Annotated in this window: 16 protein-coding genes and 1 pseudogene; 9 read left to right on the top strand and 8 right to left on the bottom strand. The window is 38.7% G+C overall.

Annotated elements, in window-relative coordinates; all coding sequences use genetic code 11:
• The first annotated feature begins 45 nt into the window (after positions 1-45).
• The 3 genes and pseudogenes from G3341_RS17400 to tnpA all read left to right on the top strand — a co-directional run bounded on the left by G3341_RS17400 (position 46) and on the right by tnpA (position 3,464).
• Positions 46-636, top strand: coding sequence for a HutD/Ves family protein (locus G3341_RS17400; RefSeq protein ID WP_154623472.1), 591 nt, complete (start codon positions 46-48; stop codon positions 634-636).
• A gap of 414 nt (positions 637-1,050) precedes the next feature.
• Positions 1,051-2,754 (top strand): lysophospholipid acyltransferase family protein, encoded by a 1,704-nt coding sequence (locus tag G3341_RS17395; RefSeq protein ID WP_163863132.1) that lies wholly within the window; start codon positions 1,051-1,053, stop codon positions 2,752-2,754.
• Positions 2,755-3,100: 346 nt separating this feature from the next.
• Positions 3,101-3,464 (top strand): annotated as a pseudogene (gene tnpA, locus G3341_RS17390) (IS200/IS605 family transposase).
• Between the two features lie 245 nt (positions 3,465-3,709).
• Here tnpA and yegD read toward each other — a convergent pair.
• Together yegD and G3341_RS17380 are read right to left on the bottom strand one after the other, a co-directional pair.
• Positions 3,710-5,062: a molecular chaperone gene (gene yegD / locus G3341_RS17385; protein ID WP_154622005.1), complete on the bottom strand. Its 1,353-nt coding sequence runs from the start codon at positions 5,060-5,062 to the stop codon at positions 3,710-3,712.
• A gap of 74 nt (positions 5,063-5,136) precedes the next feature.
• Entirely contained in the window at positions 5,137-5,790 is a 654-nt protein-coding gene (locus G3341_RS17380) for a CPBP family intramembrane glutamic endopeptidase (protein ID WP_154622006.1), read from the bottom strand.
• Between the two features lie 281 nt (positions 5,791-6,071).
• Between G3341_RS17380 and G3341_RS17375 the strand changes: the two genes are divergently transcribed.
• Together G3341_RS17375 and G3341_RS17370 are read left to right on the top strand one after the other, a co-directional pair.
• On the top strand, positions 6,072-7,271 hold the full coding sequence (locus G3341_RS17375; protein ID WP_163863130.1) for a nicotinamide mononucleotide deamidase-related protein YfaY: 1,200 nt from the start codon (positions 6,072-6,074) through the stop codon (positions 7,269-7,271).
• Between the two features lie 1,130 nt (positions 7,272-8,401).
• Positions 8,402-9,829: an SPOR domain-containing protein gene (locus tag G3341_RS17370; protein ID WP_163863128.1), complete on the top strand. Its 1,428-nt coding sequence runs from the start codon at positions 8,402-8,404 to the stop codon at positions 9,827-9,829.
• Between the two features lies 1 nt (position 9,830).
• Here the strand turns inward: G3341_RS17370 and G3341_RS17365 are convergent, their stop codons facing one another.
• Positions 9,831-10,175, bottom strand: coding sequence for a thioredoxin family protein (locus tag G3341_RS17365; protein WP_154621992.1), 345 nt, complete (start codon positions 10,173-10,175; stop codon positions 9,831-9,833).
• A gap of 24 nt (positions 10,176-10,199) precedes the next feature.
• Positions 10,200-10,658, bottom strand: coding sequence for a hypothetical protein (locus G3341_RS17360; protein ID WP_163863126.1), 459 nt, complete (start codon positions 10,656-10,658; stop codon positions 10,200-10,202).
• Between the two features lie 828 nt (positions 10,659-11,486).
• On the opposite strand from G3341_RS17360, the gene G3341_RS17355 reads away from it, so the two are divergent.
• Genes G3341_RS17355 through G3341_RS17340 form a run of 4 tightly spaced genes read left to right on the top strand, consistent with a single transcriptional unit; the run spans position 11,487 to position 15,148 of the window.
• The gene (locus tag G3341_RS17355; protein ID WP_154621990.1) at positions 11,487-12,455 is read left to right on the top strand and encodes a siderophore ABC transporter substrate-binding protein; all 969 of its coding nucleotides are present in this window, start codon (positions 11,487-11,489) and stop codon (positions 12,453-12,455) included.
• Positions 12,456-12,458: 3 nt separating this feature from the next.
• The gene (locus G3341_RS17350) at positions 12,459-13,421 is read left to right on the top strand and encodes an ABC transporter permease (protein ID WP_154621989.1); all 963 of its coding nucleotides are present in this window, start codon (positions 12,459-12,461) and stop codon (positions 13,419-13,421) included.
• Positions 13,408-14,391 (top strand): iron chelate uptake ABC transporter family permease subunit, encoded by a 984-nt coding sequence (locus tag G3341_RS17345; RefSeq protein WP_154621988.1) that lies wholly within the window; start codon positions 13,408-13,410, stop codon positions 14,389-14,391. The genes G3341_RS17350 and G3341_RS17345 overlap by 14 nt, the downstream gene beginning before the upstream one ends.
• 1 nt (position 14,392) lies before the next feature.
• On the top strand, positions 14,393-15,148 hold the full coding sequence (locus G3341_RS17340; protein ID WP_163863124.1) for an iron ABC transporter ATP-binding protein: 756 nt from the start codon (positions 14,393-14,395) through the stop codon (positions 15,146-15,148).
• Between the two features lie 118 nt (positions 15,149-15,266).
• On the opposite strand, the gene G3341_RS17335 is transcribed toward G3341_RS17340, so the two are convergent.
• The 4 genes from G3341_RS17335 to G3341_RS17320 all read right to left on the bottom strand — a co-directional run bounded on the left by G3341_RS17335 (position 15,267) and on the right by G3341_RS17320 (position 20,783).
• A complete protein-coding gene (locus G3341_RS17335) occupies positions 15,267-15,758 on the bottom strand; it encodes a RidA family protein (protein ID WP_154621986.1) in 492 nt (163 codons plus the stop codon).
• 183 nt (positions 15,759-15,941) lie between these two features.
• Positions 15,942-17,363: an NAD(P)/FAD-dependent oxidoreductase gene (locus G3341_RS17330; protein ID WP_154621985.1), complete on the bottom strand. Its 1,422-nt coding sequence runs from the start codon at positions 17,361-17,363 to the stop codon at positions 15,942-15,944.
• A 1,114-nt stretch (positions 17,364-18,477) separates the two neighbouring features.
• Complete coding sequence (locus G3341_RS17325) at positions 18,478-18,834, bottom strand: helix-turn-helix domain-containing protein (RefSeq protein WP_163863122.1); 357 nt, start codon at positions 18,832-18,834, stop codon at positions 18,478-18,480.
• Positions 18,835-19,466: 632 nt separating this feature from the next.
• Complete coding sequence (locus tag G3341_RS17320; protein WP_154622413.1) at positions 19,467-20,783, bottom strand: MFS transporter; 1,317 nt, start codon at positions 20,781-20,783, stop codon at positions 19,467-19,469.
• Positions 20,784-21,635: the final 852 nt, after the last annotated feature.

Raw genomic sequence — 21,635 nt, 5'->3', positions numbered from 1 at the left:
TTAAATCCTTACAACAAAACCACTAACTTAAAGGCTAATGGATCCATGACCCGAGTATTATCAGCTGAAAACTATCAAAAGATGCCGTGGAAAAATGGGCAGGGTTTTACTTTAGAAATTGCGCGTAGTCACGGTGTTGGGTTGACTGATTTTGATTGGCGCGTTTCTATTGCAGATGTTAAAACAGCAGGCGCTTTCTCCCATTTTCCAAATAGAAAACGGATCATTGGTGTACTTGATGGTGGTTCGGGGCTGGCTCTACATATTGACCAAAAAGCAGCGGTAACATTGCGGCAAAAACAATTTTTTGCATTTCATGGAGAAAGTGATGTTTATGCTGAATTGTTAGATGAGACCATTCGTGATTTTAACCTTATCTATAATCCGGAAAAATATGCGGCTCACCTTCATTGGTTCCATACACAGCAAAGTCCTGTTCCATGGATTAGTGATGCCGAGCGAGTATTGATATTTAATATCGCAGACCAACTTAATGTCACTGTCGATGGCAAGTCTTATGCTTTGAATGCATTTGAAACATTGTTGGTGGAAAATGAAGGGAATTCATTAGCGTATATTGCAGCATCTCTATCAGAATATGACTTTTGTCTTATTGAGTTATTCTCTAAGTCATAATCTTTTATCTTAGTTGGTAACGCTGTTCTTTTTTATAAAATGAACAGCGTGAATGAAGATTGTTTTTTTATCTTTATTAATTCTAAATAATAAAGTTTTTTACTAAAAAACAACGGAAATGAAAGAGGTAATGTCTCACATACCCTTAATCTGATTATCGCTATTTATAATAAATCTCCGTGCTTTTATATTCTTTATTATTAAAGCGTGTTGTGATGTTCATATTTGGAGCGATTGGAGAGAATAACATTATTCGCGGTGTCACACTGATGATATTGGGTTTTTATGCTATATTAATAAAGAATATAGCTAATTAATCAAATAGTGATTAATTAATTTTTCTGTCATGAGTTTGACACATGACTGTCATTATTCTAGCTTAGATTTGCAATAACTAAACTAGGAGACAATATTATGTTTAGTTTGGATGCTTTGTTGCAAGATATATTTCCTGAGCGATCCCCTCCCGCTTGGCAACGTAATTTACTGAAAACACTTTTACTGGAAAAAGAATTTAAACAGTTTGCAGAAGACTATCCACATTTAAAAGGAATAGATCTCGTTGAGCAAATAGTTGAGCATTTTAATATTAGTTGTGAATTAGTTGATGGCGACCTAGAAAATATCCCTTCTCAAGGCCCTGTTGTGTTAGTGGCAAATCATCCGATAGGTTCGTTAGATGGTTTAGCCATCTTGCGAACCGTAGCAACCATTCGACCAGATGTTAAAATCGTTGCAAACCAACTTTTAAATTATATTGAGCCACTAAGTAGTTTATTTGTTCCTGTCGATAATATGGGGAACCGTACGAGCAGAAAACAAATTGAAGCGATGCAGCAGCATCTAGATAAACAGGGGGCTTTGATCTTATTTCCTGCGGGTGAAGTTTCTCGATTGAGTGCTAAAGGCATTCGTGATGGTCATTGGCATACTGGCTTTTTGCGCTTAGCTGCTAAAGCGCGAGCCCCAATCGTGCCTATTCATGTTAGTGGGCGAAATAGCCATCTATTTTATTTGACCTCATTTATTTATCGTCCTTTATCTACCCTATTATTAGTGCGTGAAATGTTTAAGCAACGGGGCGGACGAATAAAAATTCGCATTGGTGGTCGTATTCCCTTTACTCATTGGCATGATGGGCATACGCGAGCGCATGATCTCGCTGAGCGTTTTCGTCGCCATACTTATCTTCTAGGACAAGGAAAAGAAGGGTTATTTATTAGTGAGTCCGCGATTGCTTTACCTGAAGATCGCCTTGAATTAAAAAAGGCATTAAGCGCATGCGAACGATTAGGTACAGCTCCAGACGGCAAGGCTATTTTTCTTTATCGTCGAAAAGATGAAGAGAGAACCCCAATTTTACGTGAACTGGGTCGATTACGAGAAATTGCTTTTCGGGCAGTCGGTGAAGGTTCGGGAAGGCGGCGAGACTTAGATACTTATGACGATGATTATTATCATTTGGTGTTATGGGATGAAAATGAATTAGAAATTGTTGGCGCTTATCGTTTTATTCCTACTGCTGAACAATTGGCAAAAAAAGGAATTGAAAGCATCTATAGCCATACGTTGTTTCATTATGATAAAGAAATGCTTCCTATCCTTGCGCAAGGCATAGAATTAGGCCGTAGCTTTATTCAACCGGCATATTGGGGAAAGCGGGGACTTGATTACCTTTGGTTGGGAATCGGGGCTTATCTTGCTAAATATCCTCAATATCGTTATTTATTTGGTCCCGTATCAATATCTGGTGCGATGCCTATTGCGGCGAGAGACTTATTAATTGCTTTTTATCGGCTTTATTTTTCGCCCGAACATGTAATAGCACAGTCTCGTCGACCATACCCTGCATCACTGCCACAGGTATTAGCGCAATTTTCAGGGGATAATTATCAAGAAGATTTAATTAAACTGAAGAGCCTTTTGAATAATATTGGTTGTTCTATACCGACTTTATACAAGCAATACACTGAACTCTGTGAGCCAGGTGGGGTACAGTTTATTGATTTTGGCACTGACCCCGCCTTTAACAATTGTATTGATGGGTTGGTGTTAGTGGATTTGACGAAACTCAAACCTACGCGCTACCAACGCTATGTCGCAGTGCATCAGGTATAGCAAATGAAATCGTGCTTTGAGAAACAATGCCGTGCTAGCATACGGCATTGAGGTTGTTGACAACGCGGGATAAAAGCGTGGTTTTCCCACTGTGTGTTATCAGCTGAAAATCTATAAATTGATTTTCTTCGTTTATTTTCAAAACCTATTCGACTTGCTGCCAAACATAATAGGTTTGTCAGCAGTCTGAATACCGTGTTAGCACACGCATTTTAATGGTCAGTCTTAAGCCCCCTTTTTAGGAGGGTTGAATTTGTGAGACGATAGCCGAAAGGTAATCCATGCTAAAAACATCCTCTTATTCACCACAAGTAAAGAGGAAATCACAGGGGTTTATACCGCGGTCATCATATGGTATTGGCGTTGCACATATCATCGAGTTCGAACGCCTAAATATCGTTATAAGATATTGAAAGTAACGTCGGGAAAGAGCCTGATAGAACAATTTATATTCTCTGCAATATGAAGGGCAGTGAAGTGCTAGAGCTAAATGTTCAGCCAGAGCATGTCCATTTTGTTGCCATGATCCCTCTTCAGTTATCAATTTCAACCCAAATGGGAGTCCTGAAAGGATGTAGTGCAATAAGACGTGATAATCGATTGCTCCCTATACGTAAAAAACGCTGAAGTCACCATTTTGGGCTAGTGGATATTTTGTTGATACGCTGGGGAGGAATGGCGTTATTATCACGCGTTATATAAGGTATTAGGATAAAGTTGCTCAATAACTTGAGCAACAAATGGCATTACTAGAGGATTAATCAGGAATACAGCTACCTTATCGGGAATCAATGTAACGCCACCTTTTTAGAGGTGGTATTTTACTATTGGTAACCTCTGGAATCGGTTTTTTCTACTTTTTGATCAGAAAACCAAGGGATTTATTTAATCATGCTCCCCTGTGACCAAACTGGATTATTCTGTCGATAGCAGGCTAAATGCTATTGTCACCTGTTTATTTAAAACAGATTTCAGCCCAGCGAGTAAGACCTGCGGTAACGGAACCAAAATCATTCCCGCGAACAATCGGAATATTGGGGAGCTGTTGCTGGATAGCTTGGCTTAAAACTGGTGATTGTGCTGAACCTCCAGTCATAAAGATAACATCAGGCTGAACTCCACCTTGGTTGACCGCCTCTTTAACCAATTCAATCATTTTACTTTTTGGTGACTCGATAGATTCGACCATTTGGTCACGATGAATATTAATTTCTAGCGTTTCATTGGTTAATGGAATGCGAGCCAAATAATTTTCATCGTTAGATAAGGCAATTTTAGCTTCTTCAGCACGGCGAACGAGGCTATAGCCTAAAGTGTCATGATAAACTTCGATGAGGCGAATTAACTTTTCTGGTTCTTGTGCATCTTGTCTTAAACGATTGAGAGCGGCGAAATTTTGTTTCGCATAAAAATCTTTTTGAGCTTCTACGTTATTGATCGCGATAGGGTTCCAAAATTGAGAAATTGGCATTTTAATCCCTGACACTGTTTGGCTGCTCATACCAAACTGATCCATTAATTGCTTTAACGCCAAATAGATATCAAGGTCATTACCGCCAACCCGCTGGCCGCTGTGCGCTAATAAACTCTCGGTACGATCTGTTTTGTGACGATAAGTTGGCCCCATTCTGATCAGTGAGCAATCTGTGGTACCACCGCCAATATCGACAACTAATACGGTCTGATCTTGGTGTAAAGTCGATTCATATTCTAGACCTGCGGCAACAGGCTCAAATTGGAAGGCGATATTTTTAAAGCCCGCTCGTTTTGCCGCTTTTACCAAAATAGCTTCTGCTTGTTGGTTGGCTAGTTCGCCACCTCGGCCATGAAAGTTGATGGGGCGGCCAATAACAGTATCAGAGATCCTCTGCTGAAGGTGTTGTTCCGCTTTATATTTAATATTGGCCATCATCGCACACACTAAGTCTTCAAAGAAACTGATCTGAACTTCGTGTAGGCCGGAGGCACCGAGAAAGGATTTGGGGGATTTGACATAATAAACATCGCGAGGATCTTTAAGGTATAAATCCAATGCTGCTTGACCAAATACAATATCTTCAGGCGCTAATTCAATACCTTCTTCACGGTTATAAGCTAATGAACGTCTGAGAATTTGCTCTCCTATTGCATCCGATGGCGTGATATTTAGATGGCGAAATAGATGTTCAGAAACAGATTCTCGAGTAGGTGCACAAAGGGTTGAAGGAATATAAGCGTTATCGCCTTCTAAAGGTAAAAGAGTGGGGGTTCCTTTATCCATGATTGCGACAGCGCAGTTTGATGTTCCATAGTCAAAGCCAATAAACATGTTGCCTCCAATGACCTTCGTTGCATATTGAAAAGGCGGCAAACTTTACCGGAAGCAGTGCATAATTACCACTATTAAAATGACATGGTTGACATGAATAATACCGCCGCTGTGTTATTTAACGCATGGAGTAATATTGGTGCAATGAGTGTGCGAGTGTGAATTCTAACGTGACAAAAAATAGCCCCCATTATCATGAGAATAATAAAGGTACTGAACGAGGTATATTGCGAGTGCACAGAGGAAAATAAAAATGAGGAAGCGAGGATAGCGAGCCATTTTCCTCTCGCGCCATACCACATGCCAGCATTGAGTAAAAAGCCCCTAAATATAATTTCTTCACCAATAGGTGCCGCAATAATTAAGGCGATTACATAAAGGAAAAACACCAACCCACTAATATGGCTGACGCTTTTTACCCACTCTTCTTCAACACCGAATAGTGCATTCAGAAACATCAGTCCGATTAACGCAAAGATGGGGAGTATGAGTGCTTGCCAGTCAATTTTACCAATAGGCATAAGGTTGAATCTCTTTTGGTAATAAGACCAACAAATTAAAGCGCAAGGCAACATCAACAGTATTGAAATAAATGGAAATGCATATGCGGAAGTTAACAAGTTATTCGCATCTGGCATCAATAGAACGAAAAAGGGTGATAAATACCAAGCAACAAATGCGCTGAGACAAATGAGTGAATGAGCGATGCGACTCTTTGGCGGATTCATAGATAAATATCCTTTTTCGTATAACGTGATTATTCCGTTGGATTTCGGTTTGGTAATATACGTAAATTTAAGATAAATTCACGTTATAAATAAAAATTTATGAAATATTTTGCGATATAGGTTGCTTAAATCATCGAAAATACGCCTTTCCACCATTCTGTCAAAAGAAAACGACTGACAAAATAAATCAAAGGGATATGCATTAAATACTTATTTGAGTGAGCGCAATTATGGGGTAGCTTAGTAAAAATTGTTATACATTCACAAACAGGGGTTCATGGATGCTAATTGTTGAGATGTTAAGTACTGGGGATGAGGTATTACATGGCCAAATTGTGGATACTAATGCGGCTTGGCTAGCAGATTGTTTGTTCCAAGCTGGCTTCCCATTGAATGGGCGAGCAACGGTCGGTGATGATCTAAATGATTTAGTACGAACTTTACGCGAACGAAGTGAACATGCAGATATTTTGATTGTTAATGGTGGATTAGGACCGACCAAAGATGATTTAAGTTCTCTGGCGGCCGCAATGGCGGCAGAAGTGCCTTTAGTTGAACATGCGGAATGGATTGCCGTGATGGAGCGCTATTTTGCATCCCGAGAGCGAGTGATGCCAAAAACAAATCGTAAACAAGCGCTATTACCAGAAGGGGCGGAACTCGTGGATAACCCTGTTGGTACAGCATGTGGTTTCGCGATGGAACTTAATGGATGCTGGTTGTTTTTTACGCCGGGGGTGCCTTCTGAATTTAAAGTGATGGTGCATGAGCAAATTTTGCCACGGCTACGTCAGCGATATCCATTTCATGAAGCGCCGCTCTGTTTGCGATTAACCAGTTTTGGCCGTAGTGAAAGTAGTTTAGCAAAACAGTTTGATCAGCTACCTTTACCTGACGGGTGTGTGCTTGGTTATCGCTCGTCTATGCCGATTATTGAATTGAAGCTGACGGGTCCTGCAACATTAAAAGAGCAGATGTTAACTCAGTGGCAAGTGATTAAAGATGGTGTTGGCGAAAATTTGGTTTTTGAGGGCACCGAAGGTTTACCAAGTGTGATCTGTCGAGAGCTAAATGCGAAACGAGTTAGCGTTGCTATATGTGAAGAGTTTAGTGCTGGATTGCTGACATGGACGTTAAATACTGCATCGGTGCCACTCAATGGCGGGAAAGTGATTGGTCAACAAGAAGATCAATCCTTATTAACGCTGATAAGTCATGCTCGTGAAATGGCTAAACAAGAAAATACGCATATCGGTTTAGCGGTGGGTGGATTCCATGATGGATGTTTATCATTAGCATTATACACATCTGAAAAAAGCTATGCCCAGCGTGTGCGTTATATGCCAAGCAATCATAGTACTAAGGTAAAGCAGGAAGTTAGCGTCATGTTAGTGTTAGATATGTTGCATCGTTGGCTCAATGAACGTGAAGTTTTTGGTCAATATGAGTGGCTAGAACAATCAGAAACATTAATAAAGTAATCTAGGCTATGCGCTGTGTTTGGTATGAAACAACACAGCGTTTATAAAACGTCCCTTCATAATATCAAACGAATAATATCTATCTATTATTGAATTTTTAAATTTTTATATTATATAACATCGTTGCCGTTGGTAGTTTTACTTAATATGGTGAGTTTTAATTTTAACTTATTTAATGACGTAAATGAGGTGATGAGATTTTATTTTTTTATTCTCAATGAAGGAGGAGAATCGATTATGCAACATAAAATGTTAGCCACTTTATCAGCGTAATGACTTTAATGGGCGTGAATTGTTTTTTAAATGAGGGCCAATATAAGTAAAATATATTTATATTGTTTTAATAAATCACATTTATTATTTCAAAAGATATTAATTGTGATTCTTTAAAGCAACTAACTGTTAATTAAGATAATTATTTTATTTTCTTATTGTGCTTATTTGGCGAGTTAAGCATGGTATGAAAATATTGAACGAATATTAGAAAAGACAGAAGGCTAAACGAAGAATATCTTATTAAAAATAGATGATTTTATAATAATTCATTGTATTATCATTAGACAATGCAGTATGGTTTACTGCAAGCTAATCGCGATTATAAACAAAAAAACATCTCTGTAATCAGATGATGTGGCTATTTAGGTGAACGCACAAATACGGATGTAGAGATTCTATCGATATAATAGAGCGACGGATGTCTATTATGTCATATCACAGGGAGCCATCAAATGGAGAGCGATTCAGAATGTATTTAACAGACTCTCATCGTGAGAAGATAGAAGGAACGATAACCTCTAATATGACATTGTGTAAATATACAGTTGTCCGCAAAATGTTATCAAACTTATGGCAGAGCTATAAATATAAATTAATAGAAACAGATTGAACGAATCCGTTCACTGCTATGGTTTAGCAATTGTATTTTGGTGTGTTAACAATGAAACCAGTGAATGACGTAGCTATGGGCTAGGTAAAAATTATCGTTGTTTGGTCTTCACTTTTTCTTATTTATAAGACAAGTATGAGAATAATGCATCGTTGAATGTGACAACTGACCTTACAAATAACGTTTAAATTGATTACCGATGTGCATGTCGTTTATTTCTACATTACTTATTTGGAATTATTTCATGTTTATTTCACAGCATCATCGCAGTATCGTTAAATTTGCTATTTTATCTATCGTTTTAGGCAGTAATTTTCTGAGTAACTCCATTGCACAGACACAGAGTTCATCGGTTGAAATGACTCATGATAAAGGTGTGCAATTAATTAATGGGGATGGCGTTCCTGTGGATCTCGTTAAAGGTCGTTATTATATTCATCAATCGGCGGTACAGGGATACCCGCTAGGGCAACTCCATTTAGGCATTTTATTTTATTTTGGCGATGGTGGAATACAAAATACGGCCTGCGCCCAATGGTGGTTAGAAAAAGCGTCACACGCGAAAGGAGAAGTGCATGACCTTGCCAAAAATTTTCTTGCTGAAATTCGAGCAGAAACCGCAATGTTATCACCCGCATCTCGCGCGCTCATTGCAGAGCCTGATCTGAAGCTTTGCCAACAATTACCGGAAATGACAAATAAAGGTATTGGGAGCAACCCTTTTAAAATAGAGCCAATTCGTCAGCCAAAAATTGATCTTGCGTTAGTGCAAAATGCCATCATCTCAGTACCGAAATTTAATCCCACTTTAGCACCACTAAGGTATGAGCAATTTCAGCAAAAATTTTCTACCCTGCCTAGTTTCATTGAGGTGATTCGTGCGAGTGGATACCTATATCATGATGCATTGAATCAGTTATCAGAACACGGGAAGTTACTTGCACATCATATTTTTAGTCATCAACAAAAAGAAGAGACCCAAATAGCTAACCATTTACCTGTAGAGCCGCTTCAGCCTGTTGAAGTTGCACGCAATCTCCCAAAAAAATCAGCGCAAACCACAACCCTAGAGCCCTCATTGTCTGAGCAGCAAGAAGAGCCAGCGAATAATGCGACGCGGCAAAGCAAACGATTAGCACAGGGAGTGATTGAAGGGGAGGGTGTGGTGTCTGACCCAATAGTGGAACCCTTACGTTATGATGATGAACAAACACCAGAGACAAAACTCATTGATTTGGCTGCGACACTTCGTAAGTTACCTGAAAATAAGATATTACATGTCACAATGAAGCCAGAGGAAGAAACGGCCAAACAGGATAACTCTTCTGCTATGGTAAAAACCGCGAAAGTCGAGAATAAGCCATCATCAACGATAAGCCCAGTGTATAACTTAGGAGGTGAGCTGCGGACAGCTAGCGCTTTACATTATACGTTGCAGCTTGGCAGTGCGAGTTCACCCTCCGGTCTATATGACCAAGCCCGTCGCCATAAATTATCGAATTATTTAGTGTATGAAACTGTGCGCAATGGGCGTCAATGGTATGTTTTGGTTTATGGCGAATTTGCTAATTTATCGTCAGCAAAACGAGCGTTGAAGACTTTACCTGCAGCCATTCAACGTGATAAGCCATGGGTGCGTAGTTTGAGACATGTCCAATCGGAGTTGCATTAATTTATTCCGTCGTGAGTGCGGATTGTATTTTTGTTGTGGCATGCTGTAGTGAGACTTCGCCTGCCACCACCGTCAGTAAGCGTGAATCTTTAAATAAGGCAATTGAGGGCACCGATCGAATACCGTAGATAGGTGCCAATGTAGGAGACTGAGCAATGTCAACGATGCCAAAATGAATAGTAGTGCTATTTAGTTGTGTCGGTAATTGCTCAAAGATAGGCCGCATATTTTTACAAGGCTGGCACCAAGAGGCGGAAAAATACACAACGGCGATCTGCCCAGGCTGTTCTGGATTTAAGAGAGCACGATTAAAACTGCATTGATCGAGGTGTTTGATGATCGCCATAATGAGGTCTATTTTACCTAAAATTTAATTATCACTCGGTAAATCGAAAATATGTTCGCTAAGATTATCGACAATAGTGTTAGGTAAGCAAGAAATGCTAGTGAGAAATTTATCTTTTTGATACACATTGACTTCTGCTTCATGCTTTGTGCCTAAATATGCAGAGGATATGGTATAGGTGTAGTGACCGTTACGAAAATCCATCTCATAGATTTGCGCAGTACCCGTATCGGTATCAGCACCTTTAGGATTGAAATAGCGCGCCACTAATTGTTCTGGCTTTCTCTCCATAGTGATATCCGGTGTTTGGTTCAGTTTACCAAACTGATAAATATACTGCCCATTCACTAAACTGACATTGACCTTTTTTTGATTTTTATTGACACACTGGAAGACAGTAACAGTATGGGAATTCGCAAGAGCAATGGGAGAAAGTAATCCTAAAGAGAGGGTAAAACACACTATATTACGGTAAGTTAGCATAATGAATCCTAATATTCTTATTGTGTAAGGGGAGCATTTAACGACTATAAACATTATCAGACGGTTTGATTAACTTGTTATATAACTGATGAGTTTATTTTGCTACAGCTAATTTATGCTGACGCCGTTTTCAGATAAGTTGATTAGCGACCTTTCAATACTATTTTGAGTCGGAATATATACCGCTATTAGAGGGAAATACCGTTTATTGATAAAACGCTTTTCGACTTTTAACAGGGTTTATTCTCAATCTCGAGTGTATTATTTAGAGGGAGCTATGATTGATATCATTACATCGTAATATTGTTTGAGTGTTATATTTTAATTATCACTATGCATGATTTTTTATTAGAGAATGGATGCGAGTTTCAAGTGTGTGAGTAGCAAGATTGCATTGTCCTCCAATAGCCCTGACGTGAGCATCGCTATCGTAGAAACGGTTGTGCTATAGGCAATATGGCCCAGTGTGTTGTTTCGATTTTTATTAGTTTATATCCCTCCTTTTTGTATTCGATGACGATTGATCCGCTGCGGATAGCCTCAAAGTACTTATATGTTGCGAATAAGATCTATTTTAGGAATTTGTGCGTTCGCTACCATTTCTTTTGAATGCAAATGTAAACTAATATCATTTGTACTAAGTACAAGGTAAGATAGCACCATTATTTGTGATATGGGTGAAATCGGCGGGTTACATCATAAGTTCAAAGCTTGTTTTTGTGATGTTACTAACCGTGTTGAGCATGCGATGTGTTTAATAAATCAGGTCGGCTCATCACACCTAAAGCGATAACTCTCATTATTTAGAGTATAGATGGAGGAAATTGGATGTTTGTAAAATCATTAACTTCGGGGCTAGTTTTATTGTCGGCCTTAGTGTTGGCGGGTTGTGATCAATCTAAAGAAAACAAAGAAACCTCTGCGGCGGCTGAGAAACAAACGATCACGATTGAGCATGCTCAAGGTAAAACAGACGTTCCCCGCCATCCTGAAAAAGTCTTCGTGATGAATATGGAAACCCTAGATATTATGGATGCACTGGGTGCTCCAGTCGCGGGTCTTCCACAAACTAACGTCCATTTACCCAAATTCTTATCTAAATATAGCGGCCAAGAATATACCAATGCAGGGACATTGTTCGAACCTGCTTATGAAACCATTAGTAACGCTCAACCAGACCTCATTTTAGGTGGTAGTCGTGCTCGTGATGCATACGATAAACTGAGTGCGGTTGCTCCCACCATCTCAATGGATATTGATAACAAACGTTTTATCGATAGCTTAACAGAGCGCACGACTGAATTGGGTATGCTGTTTGGCAAAGAAAAAGAAGCTGAGCAGTTAGTTGGTGATTTCAAAGCAAAAATTGCGGATATCAAAACGAAAACACCAAATGCAGGTAAAGCTATGGTGATTCTAGTGAGTGGCGGTAAAATTTCTGCTTATGGTCCTGGTTCACGTTTTGGCTTTATTTTTGATGAGTTAGGTTTTGAACCTGCTTATGTGTTCGGTGAAGACACAGGCAGACACGGTAATATTGTTAACGCAGAATTGCTGGTCAAACTGAACCCAGATTGGTTGTTTGTGATTGATCGTGATAGTGCAATCGGTCGTACTGATGCGCAGCCTGCTGCACAAGTATTAGATAATGCATTAGTAAGAAAAACATCTGCATGGGATAAGCAGCAAGTGACCTATCTTGATCCAACTGCGGTCTATATCGCTGGTGGTATTCAAACTTATTCTCAGTTAATGGATGATGTTAATAACGCACTGGAAAAAAGCCAAACAAACTAATCAATGAAAACGCTTTATCTATTTTTTGGAATTATCGCCTTATTGGTATTAGCGGTGATCAGTTTGTTTATTGGAGCGGGTGACGTGTCACCCGTTTCACTTTTCACTGACCCCGAGATGCAAGACATCTTTTTTATCAGTCGAATTCCTCGAACCGTTTCTTTAATATTAGCAGGCAGCGCAATGAGTGTTGCTGGGCTTATCATGCAACTTCTCACGCAAAACCGTTTTGTTGAGCCTTCATTGGCTGGAACCACTCAATCAGCGAGTTTAGGCTTACTGTTTGTCATGGTGTTGTTCCCAACTGCGGATATCATGACAAAAATGGTGGTTGCGAGTGGGTTTGCTTTGTTAGGCACTATGCTGTTTATGATCCTGTTGCGCCGAGTGATTTTAAAATCTGCTCTGATTGTACCGCTTGTCGGTATCATGTTAGGTGCGGTGATTAGTGCTCTCACCATTTTTACAGCTTATACCTTTGATTTATTGCAGGCATTAAGTGCTTGGATGAGTGGAGATTTTTCTAGCATTATTCAAGGTCGCTATGAGCTTTTATGGCTAGTCGGGTTGCTCACATTGCTTGCGTGTTGGATTGCGGATAGCTTTACGGTGGCTGGAATGGGGCGTGAATTTGCTATCAATGTTGGTTTAAACTACCGCAAAGTGATGACGATTGGGCTCTCTATTATCGCGTTGATTAGTGGGGTCGTCGTCGTTGTCGTGGGCGCGTTGCCTTTCTTAGGACTGATTATTCCTAATCTTGTTAGCTTAATTATGGGCGATAACATTCGTAAAACACTGCCGTGGATCTGCCTTGCCGGTGGAGGCTTAGTGTTGCTTTGCGACATTATCGGTCGATCAATTCGCTATCCATTTGAAATACCCGCAAGTGTTATTTTAGGTGTTATCGGCGCCGTGATTTTCCTTTTCTTATTATTGAAGCAGCAACGTTATGCAAAAAGTTAATGCATCAATTGCATTGCCCAAAAAGGGTATGACACCACGACAAAGGATATGGATTTTACTGGGGCTATCGGTTTTAGCGATTGTGCTATTTATGACGATTAACCTAGGCAATAACCTCGCTTATATACTGCCGCATCGGGGTTATATGGTACTGACAATGATTCTGGTTGCATTTGCTTCCGGTGTATCGACGGTACTTTTCCAAACGATTGCTAATAATAAAATTTTAACGCCTTCCATTATGGGGCTAGAGGCGTTATTTATTTTATTACAATCCATCTTTGTCTTTTATACCGATATTTTTCCTGCATCATGGCTATTAAATATTGGTAAGTTCTTATTAGAATCTTCGTTATTGGTTCTCTTTTCGGTATTGCTTTATCGCTGGTTATTTGTGTCAGCTAAACTCAATATCAACCTTGTTTTGATGGTAGGTATTATTCTTGGGACCTTATTTCGCAGTACTGCTACGTTATTGCAGAGACTGATGGATCCTAACGAATTTTCTATTCTACAAAGTCGTATGTTTGCGACCTTTACACGTGCGACACCTGAGCTAATTCTCTTTACTCTCATCATTACGCTTGTTGTCGGCATTCTATTATGGCGCATGCGTTATTGCTTTGATGTTTTGGCGCTTGGTCAAGCGAATGCCATTAATTTAGGTATTAATTATCGTCATAAAGTGACGGTAATCTTGCTGCTTATCTCCATACTCGTCGCTATTTCGACCGCCTTGGTCGGGCCATTAACATTTTTAGGATTAATGGTGGCGAACTTAGCTTATTTTATTAGTGGTAGTAGCCAACACCGTTATCTATTGCCTGTCTCTTTCTTGTTGGGGGTAATTGCGTTAATTGGTGGGCAATTGATCCTAGATTATGGTTTGAATATGGCGGGTACGCTATCTGTTGTGATCGAATTTATCGGCGGCATATTCTTTATTTATATGGTGTTAAGAAGGTTTTAGTATGATTGAAATTAATCAGATATCGAAAAGTTATCAGGATACTAAGGTCTTAGATAACATCACAACAACCATTAAAAATAGTGGTATTACGTCGATTATTGGGCCGAATGGGGCCGGTAAGTCGACACTGTTGTCTATTATTGGTCGCTTATTAATGGCTGACTCCGGTCATGTCAAAGTGAATGAATTAGATGTTGTGAAAACGCCAAGCGATAAATTAGCAACTTACTTATCTGTATTACGTCAAGAAAACCAGTTTGCTAGTCGCCTTACGGTTGAAGAGTTAGTTGGTTTTGGCCGTTATCCTTATACCAAAGGGCGCTTGACCGTCGAGGATAAAAAGAAAATCGACGAGTCGCTCGCATTCTTAAATCTCTCTAATTTACGTCATCGCTATTTAGATGAGTTATCGGGCGGTCAGCGACAACGCGCTTATGTTGCAATGGTCTTGTGTCAAGACACAGAATATGTGTTATTGGATGAGCCATTAAATAACTTGGATATGAAGCACTCTGTGATCATGATGAAGTTATTACGTCGCGCAGCGGATGAACTAGGTAAAACAATTATTTTAGTTATCCATGATATTAACTTTGCGTCGGTTTATTCAGATCATATTTTGGCCATGCGGTCTGGGGAGTTAGTTTATCATGGCGCGCCCAAGGATATTATGAAGGTGGACATTATTGAGGATATCTTTGATACACCAATAGAAATAAAATCGGTGGATGACAAACTCATTGCGATGTATTACTAGCTTAATTCCTTAGTTTCTATCGTATAAAAAATAACCTCTATCACCGGTTCGGTATAGAGGTTATTTTATTGATGCAGCGAATGATAATAAATCACCATCGCCCGCTGCATTAAATCACTTATTTCTTAGGACGTACCGCGGTCACTTCGATTTCAACACGCCAAGCTGGGTTAGCTAGTTTAGCGACTTGGAAAGTTGAACGAGCGGGCAGGTTTTCTGATTTGTCATTATAGAATTTTGAGTATCCAGCCATAAAGCCAGCAAAATCCATAGTGCCTTTAGTTTCATCACCACCAACAAGGAAAACTTGCATTTTCACAACATCGTTCAGAGTCAGGCCAAGATCAGCAAGGTGAGCTTCGATCTGCTTCATGACGTTGATAGTTTGAGTTTCAGTATTACCGTATGACTCAAGGACACCTTCAGGAGCGTCTTTAGAGATTTTAGTTGGCACCTTTCCGCTTAGGAAAATGATGTCATTAGTTGCACTGATTTCTACCGACTCAGCGATAGGCATTCCTTGCAGCTTATTGGTTTTTACACCTTCAGCATTTGCACTCGCTACACCCAGAACCAATGGGAGAGAAAGAAGTAAAGTTTTATAGCGCATGTAAGCTCCTTAACATTATCACAGTAATAGTTCTCCTCATACTTCAAGCCGTCGCGTTGTTGGCGACGGACTGAGTTATTTAGAGTATCAACTTATATAGACAAGCCATACATTCATTGATGCAATGCACAGCTTGAACAATAAATTTTAAAGAACAATTAACGTCAGTAGAAATTATCGCTCTTATTCAGTAAAACGAGAAAGTCTGTACGGGTGTGGATCGATGACTGGTTTAGTATCCATCAATAGATCCGCAGTCAGTTGACCTGATGCTGGACTTTCTGTCATACCCCAACCTGTTGCTGTGTTGATAACAAGGCCTGGGTATTGTTCAATTTTAGAAATAATTGGAATTTCATCATCGGTTGGGCTAACTGTGCCGCCCCAACGTTCAACCACTTTCGACTCTTTAAACACAGGGAATTCATTACGCAGTCTTTCGAGTACGCCATCCAGGTGGTCTGTGTTTGGTGTGTTAGTAGCTGTACGGAACTCTTCAAATGGTGTTTTTTCATCTAAACGCCATGACGTTGCCATTGTGAAAGAGTTAAACAAATCTTTACCGATAGAGAATTCTAATGGTAGTTCTCCGCCGCCCAGTAAGTGCATAAAGCGTGGACCTAACAGGAAGCTGTCTTTCACGATAGAGCTCGTAAAGATACGTGGAGCAACCGCATAAGTTCCATCTGCTTGCTCACGGAAGTGGATACCATTTGGTAAGTGTACGTTACCTTTTGGTGCGCCCGGTACACCCGTGATACGTTGTTGTGAGAGATAAACATTGAGTGTAGGAACGTCAACGCCAAGGTTACCCATAAACAGACGAGACCAAATACCGCCCGTTAGAACCACGTTAGAGGTTTTGATGGAGCCTTTCTCAGTCACCACATCTGAAATTTTACCGCCTGCGGTTTCCAAGCCTCTTACGGCACAATTGGTATAGATACGAATCCCGAGTGATTTTGCGTAGTTCGCCATCGTTGGCGTCACAACTTCAGGATCGAGACTACCAGCATCTTCTTCAAATCCACCAATTTTCCATGGTGTCTGAGCATTAGGAAGACGTTTTGCCAGTTCTTCACCCTCGATCATGCGAGTTCTCAATGGGGTATCAAAACCTGGGTTCTCTGAATTCTTTTTAATCCATTCTCTGGTCAGTTCAAGATCTTTTTCGCTTGAAGGAACTTCAACACGGCCTTGAATTCGGTAACTCGTATCTGCACCGATTTTTTCATTCATACCGGTCCATAAAATCTTTCCATAATGGTGTAATGGAAAAATTTCTGGAGAGGTTTTGTAACTAATGATTTGACTGTAGGCACGACCAGACTGTTCACCGCCGACAACACCTTTTTCACAAATAACGACGTTCATTCCTCTTTCAGTAAGATTAATGGCAGTCATTATTCCTTGAAGGCCAGCACCGATAATGACAGCATCTGCTGATTTCGGTAATGCCCCCTCGGTGCCCGCAACAGCAGGTACACGAGATTTAGTCGACTCAAATCGACCTTCTCTACGGATCATTGGAACAACCGTAGCACCCCCTGCGAGAACACCCGCAGCACCGACCCCTAAAAGTAGTTTTCTTCTCGAGATTTTCATCTGTAACCTCAATAATAACCTTAGTTTTTATATAGTAAATTATTACAATTTAAGATAATCATATTATCATAATTCAAGTAATTGTTAACCATGGGGTATATTTGTTAATAAAACTAAGTGGAATGTGAATAATCTTGATTGTGATAGTCAAGCCTGTAAAGGGTTTGCGCGTTGTTTTAATAAAAATCAATCCTTTTAGGCGGCAAAAAAATAAAGTGAAATGTCAGCTAAAATGTACAGTTGTTTTTTTATTTGCTCGGGAAAAATGTCAATTTGTTTCACGAGGTGAGTAATAAATAAAAATACTCAAACATGTTAAATAATAATCAACTATATTTCGTGTGGTTAATAGCAAGAAAAAAAAGGTGCCCCATTATTATTGCATTTGTGAGGTGCCATCTTGATGGTGGAGGAAAGCCAGTGACAAAGACGAGACAGTAATGATTAAATATTTATTAAATGTCTAAATATATTTTGAAGATTATTGTTGAATTTTTAAACTTTATATTTTTGTTTGGTAGAAAGTTGGTGAAATAATAGCGTCTCATTAGGTTTACACTATTTAGAAATAAACGCAAAAAATATATTTGTTCAATTTTTATCGGTTGCCACTGTGGATGGGGATATTTTTTGCTCAATAAAACATATAGTTATATTTTTTTGCTTTGGTGAGTCATGCTGGTTGATTTTTAAATTTGGTTTCAACCTTTTCGCCACTGTGGTGTTAAAAATAATCTTAACGCCTACACTCTGTTGTTCGATCATATTGATAGAAACAAAATATACGAGCATTGTAAATAGGGTTATTTTTTGGGTGATTCAATAATTGTGTTATGACGTTAAATCTATCTGTAAGTTATTTAGCTTAAATGCTATCCGTATATTTATTGTGCTTATTAGTCTGGCAGATATAAAAAGCGTGTATCAAAAAATATGGGTTATTTGATGTTTATTAATTAAATGTTTTACTTAGACTAAATTACTTAGATAAAAACCCTTACAATTAAGGGCGAATTTGTTATAAGTTTAGTGATTATTCCTTTGTGTAATATGGGGTGAAACCTTGAATTATGTTTGCCGTCCGTTGTTCAATAGCATAATTCTTTTGATTTTCTTAGTTATCCTTACTGTGAGTATAAACCTTGAACGAAGTGCTGTTTTTATCTTTAATAAAGTGCTTTAGGTATTGGCTCAATGAAGGTGGTGCTAGTAAGGCATGACCTTTCACCCTAGAATTCTTATGATATTCATTGAAGATTTTTTGCATGAAAATTAGGCAGTCTTGATCTAAAACCGATAAAAATCGATAGAGCAAATCAAGAGTGAGTGGGGTGATGCCATTTTCGTAGCGTGAAATTTGCTGTTGGCTAATTCCCATTAACTTAGCAAGTTCCTTGCCGGTTATTTTTTTCTCTTTTCTTGCTTGGCGCAACAAGCTACCTGCTAATGTGGTGAGTTTATGCTCTTCCATTATCCTATTTTCTACCCAATGTTAGATTAGATGGTGGTTATCACTAGGTCGCTACTATAACGAGTCCATAGTTGGTGTAAAAATGTTTGTACCGAATAGATAAGAATAATTGATAGCTTTTGGCTATCATAATGATTTATTTCGATCGAATATTTCGATCATTTGTTTTGTTTGATAGCTGTTTTTTAGCTAATTGAAAGTTTAAAGCTATGATGGGTAAGTCATTTTATGATTACTATTTTGATTATATTTTTCATATCATATAAAAAATAGTGAATGTAGTTATTAATACGCCATATTTGGAATTATTTATTTGATAGTATTTTGTTTCTATTTGTTACAAATTCTCATAAGCAGAAAATACTCTGTACGCCGTAGTTTCATATAATGAGTATTTTGGGGCTAAACGTGAGCTGCAAAGGCCATGATTGATTCATTTTTGTCTAAGTTGTGTAACAGTGAGATAAAGTTGATGCGATGAGCAAATTTAGCCAGTCGCGCTATTGCAAGCGAGAGAATTTCTCTCTGTAGACAAATAACCTGCCATATTGATTGAAAGCGGCGCAACTCGATATTTTGCGCCGCTTTGTATGACCAATTACTATTTAAAAATAGTGGTTCAATAGAGAGCATTAATGACGGTCATTCAAATATTCAGGCTCTTTAGGAAGCTTAAAGCAGCAGAACAAGCAGATACATAATATAACCATGACATAAATAAAGAATGAGTTTTCTGCGCCATTGGCTTTAAATTGTAATGCGACTGAGGGAGCTGAGCCGCCAAAAATTGCATTTCCTATCGCATAGGATACACCGACACCTAATGCTCGTAGGTGTGGTGGGAACATTTCAGCTTTAACCAAACCACTGATCGATGTATAGAAGCTTAATAGCATCATTAAGAAGATAAGTAATAAAGTGATAATGACAGGGGAGTAAGCAAAATAACGCATACCTATCACCATTACGGGATAGATAAATATAATCATAGATAGCGTAAATGTAATCATGGCGGCTCTACGACCAATTTTATCTGAGATAATGCCAAATAGCGGTTGAGACAACATAAACACAAATAATGAGATGGTCATGATATAGCCGACAATTTTGCTATCAATACCGATATTGGTTAAATAGGTTTTTGAATAAACCGTAATAATGTAGAAACACAGAGATCCTGCTGCGGTATAGCCAATGACTAATACAAAGGATTTCCAATGTTGCTTGAGTAGTGCGATTAAAGAACCAGACTCCTCGGCTTCAGAAGCTTCATTACTGAGCGTTTCATCAAGGCGTTTTCGGGCGATCAGCGAAACAATAGCGGCAAAGCCACCGATGACAAAAGGAATACGCCAACCCCCATCCGATAACTGCTGTTCACTGAGGAACGCTAACAGAATGACACTGAGTAAACTCGCTAATAACTGACCCCCAGAGAGTGTGACATATTGAAACGATGCAAAGAACCCCCGTTGTCCTTTGAGGCCAAGCTCACTCATATAAGTTGCAACCGCACCATATTCACCACCAACAGATAATCCTTGTAACAAGCGAACTAGCAGTAAGAGTAATGGCGCAAACATTCCTACTTGTGCATAAGTGGGGAGAGCCGCAAATAAGAAAGAGCTGAAGCCCATCAAGTAAATTGAGGCAACCATAGAACGTTTGCGACCATGACGATCCGCGATGCGACCAAATAGCCAACTACCGATGGGACGCATAAAAAAACTGGCTGCAAAGACACCCCATACATAGATAGATTGTGTCAGGGGATCCATATTTTGAGGGGTAAGAGCTTTAGTGAAATAGGCAGCAAAAACAGCATAAATATAAAAATCAAACCATTCCACTAAATTACCCGAAGCCGCACCCACAATACCGCGAATACACTTGGCTCGGTTATCTTGCGTGATATCCGTTTTTTTGAGATTAACTTGAGATATTTCCAATTTATCACCATCGTAACATTGGTTAACAATATTTTAACTAATAGCGATATTTACTTAGTGAGTCAATATTTGAATACATGGTAAGTTAAATACTGAGATCAATATCCTGTTTTTCGTTTCTTTTTTAGATAACTAACAAGACTAAATTTTACAAGTAACTGAGTGTTTTATAGATGTTTTTTAATTAGTTTAACTTAGCTATTGAGGTGAACTTTCCTGTTAATTAAGAATTTTCGCAAATAAAAGCGCTGACAGACTAATATCGTGAGTAAAATACCTTTCCTTTGCATTTCATTGCATGAATGCAGCGAGCTTGAGAAATAAAAAAATAATAGGTTATTGATAGTGATCACGAAAATAACGATGAACATGCCTTTGAATATTGGTTGATTCAGTAAAGAATACTATCGATTAATATGATGCGATTAATGCTTAACTATTTGAAAATAAATTCTTTTTAAAAAGTGGTGTTTGTCGGTTAGTTTAAATTGAACGTTAATAAAATCCTCTATCTAAATTAACGTAATAAAAATGATTAACATTTTATATTTATTAATGTTGATAAATTTATGTTAATTAATTCTTATAAAGAATAATAAAAATGTTTTATTATTTTTCTGATAATTTTGTTAGCTAAATATTAACTGAATGCAATCATTATATTTTAGATATAACCGACTGGAAATGTATTTTATAAAGTTATTAACTAACATTTAATACCGTTAATAGAGGGAAATAGGCTAAAATAATTCGTCGATATATATGTTTTGATATAACGGAAGCGCTGTGATTTATAGTTTTTATCAAAGGGTTGGTGTTATTAGTAACGTAGGTTATTACTCTTTTATTGAT

Origin of the sequence: Providencia vermicola (genome assembly GCF_010748935.1) — a bacterium.
Classification (GTDB): domain Bacteria; phylum Pseudomonadota; class Gammaproteobacteria; order Enterobacterales; family Enterobacteriaceae; genus Providencia; species Providencia zhejiangensis.
Note: the sequence above shows the minus strand (reverse complement) of the source record. Positions and strands in the feature narration are given on the sequence as shown.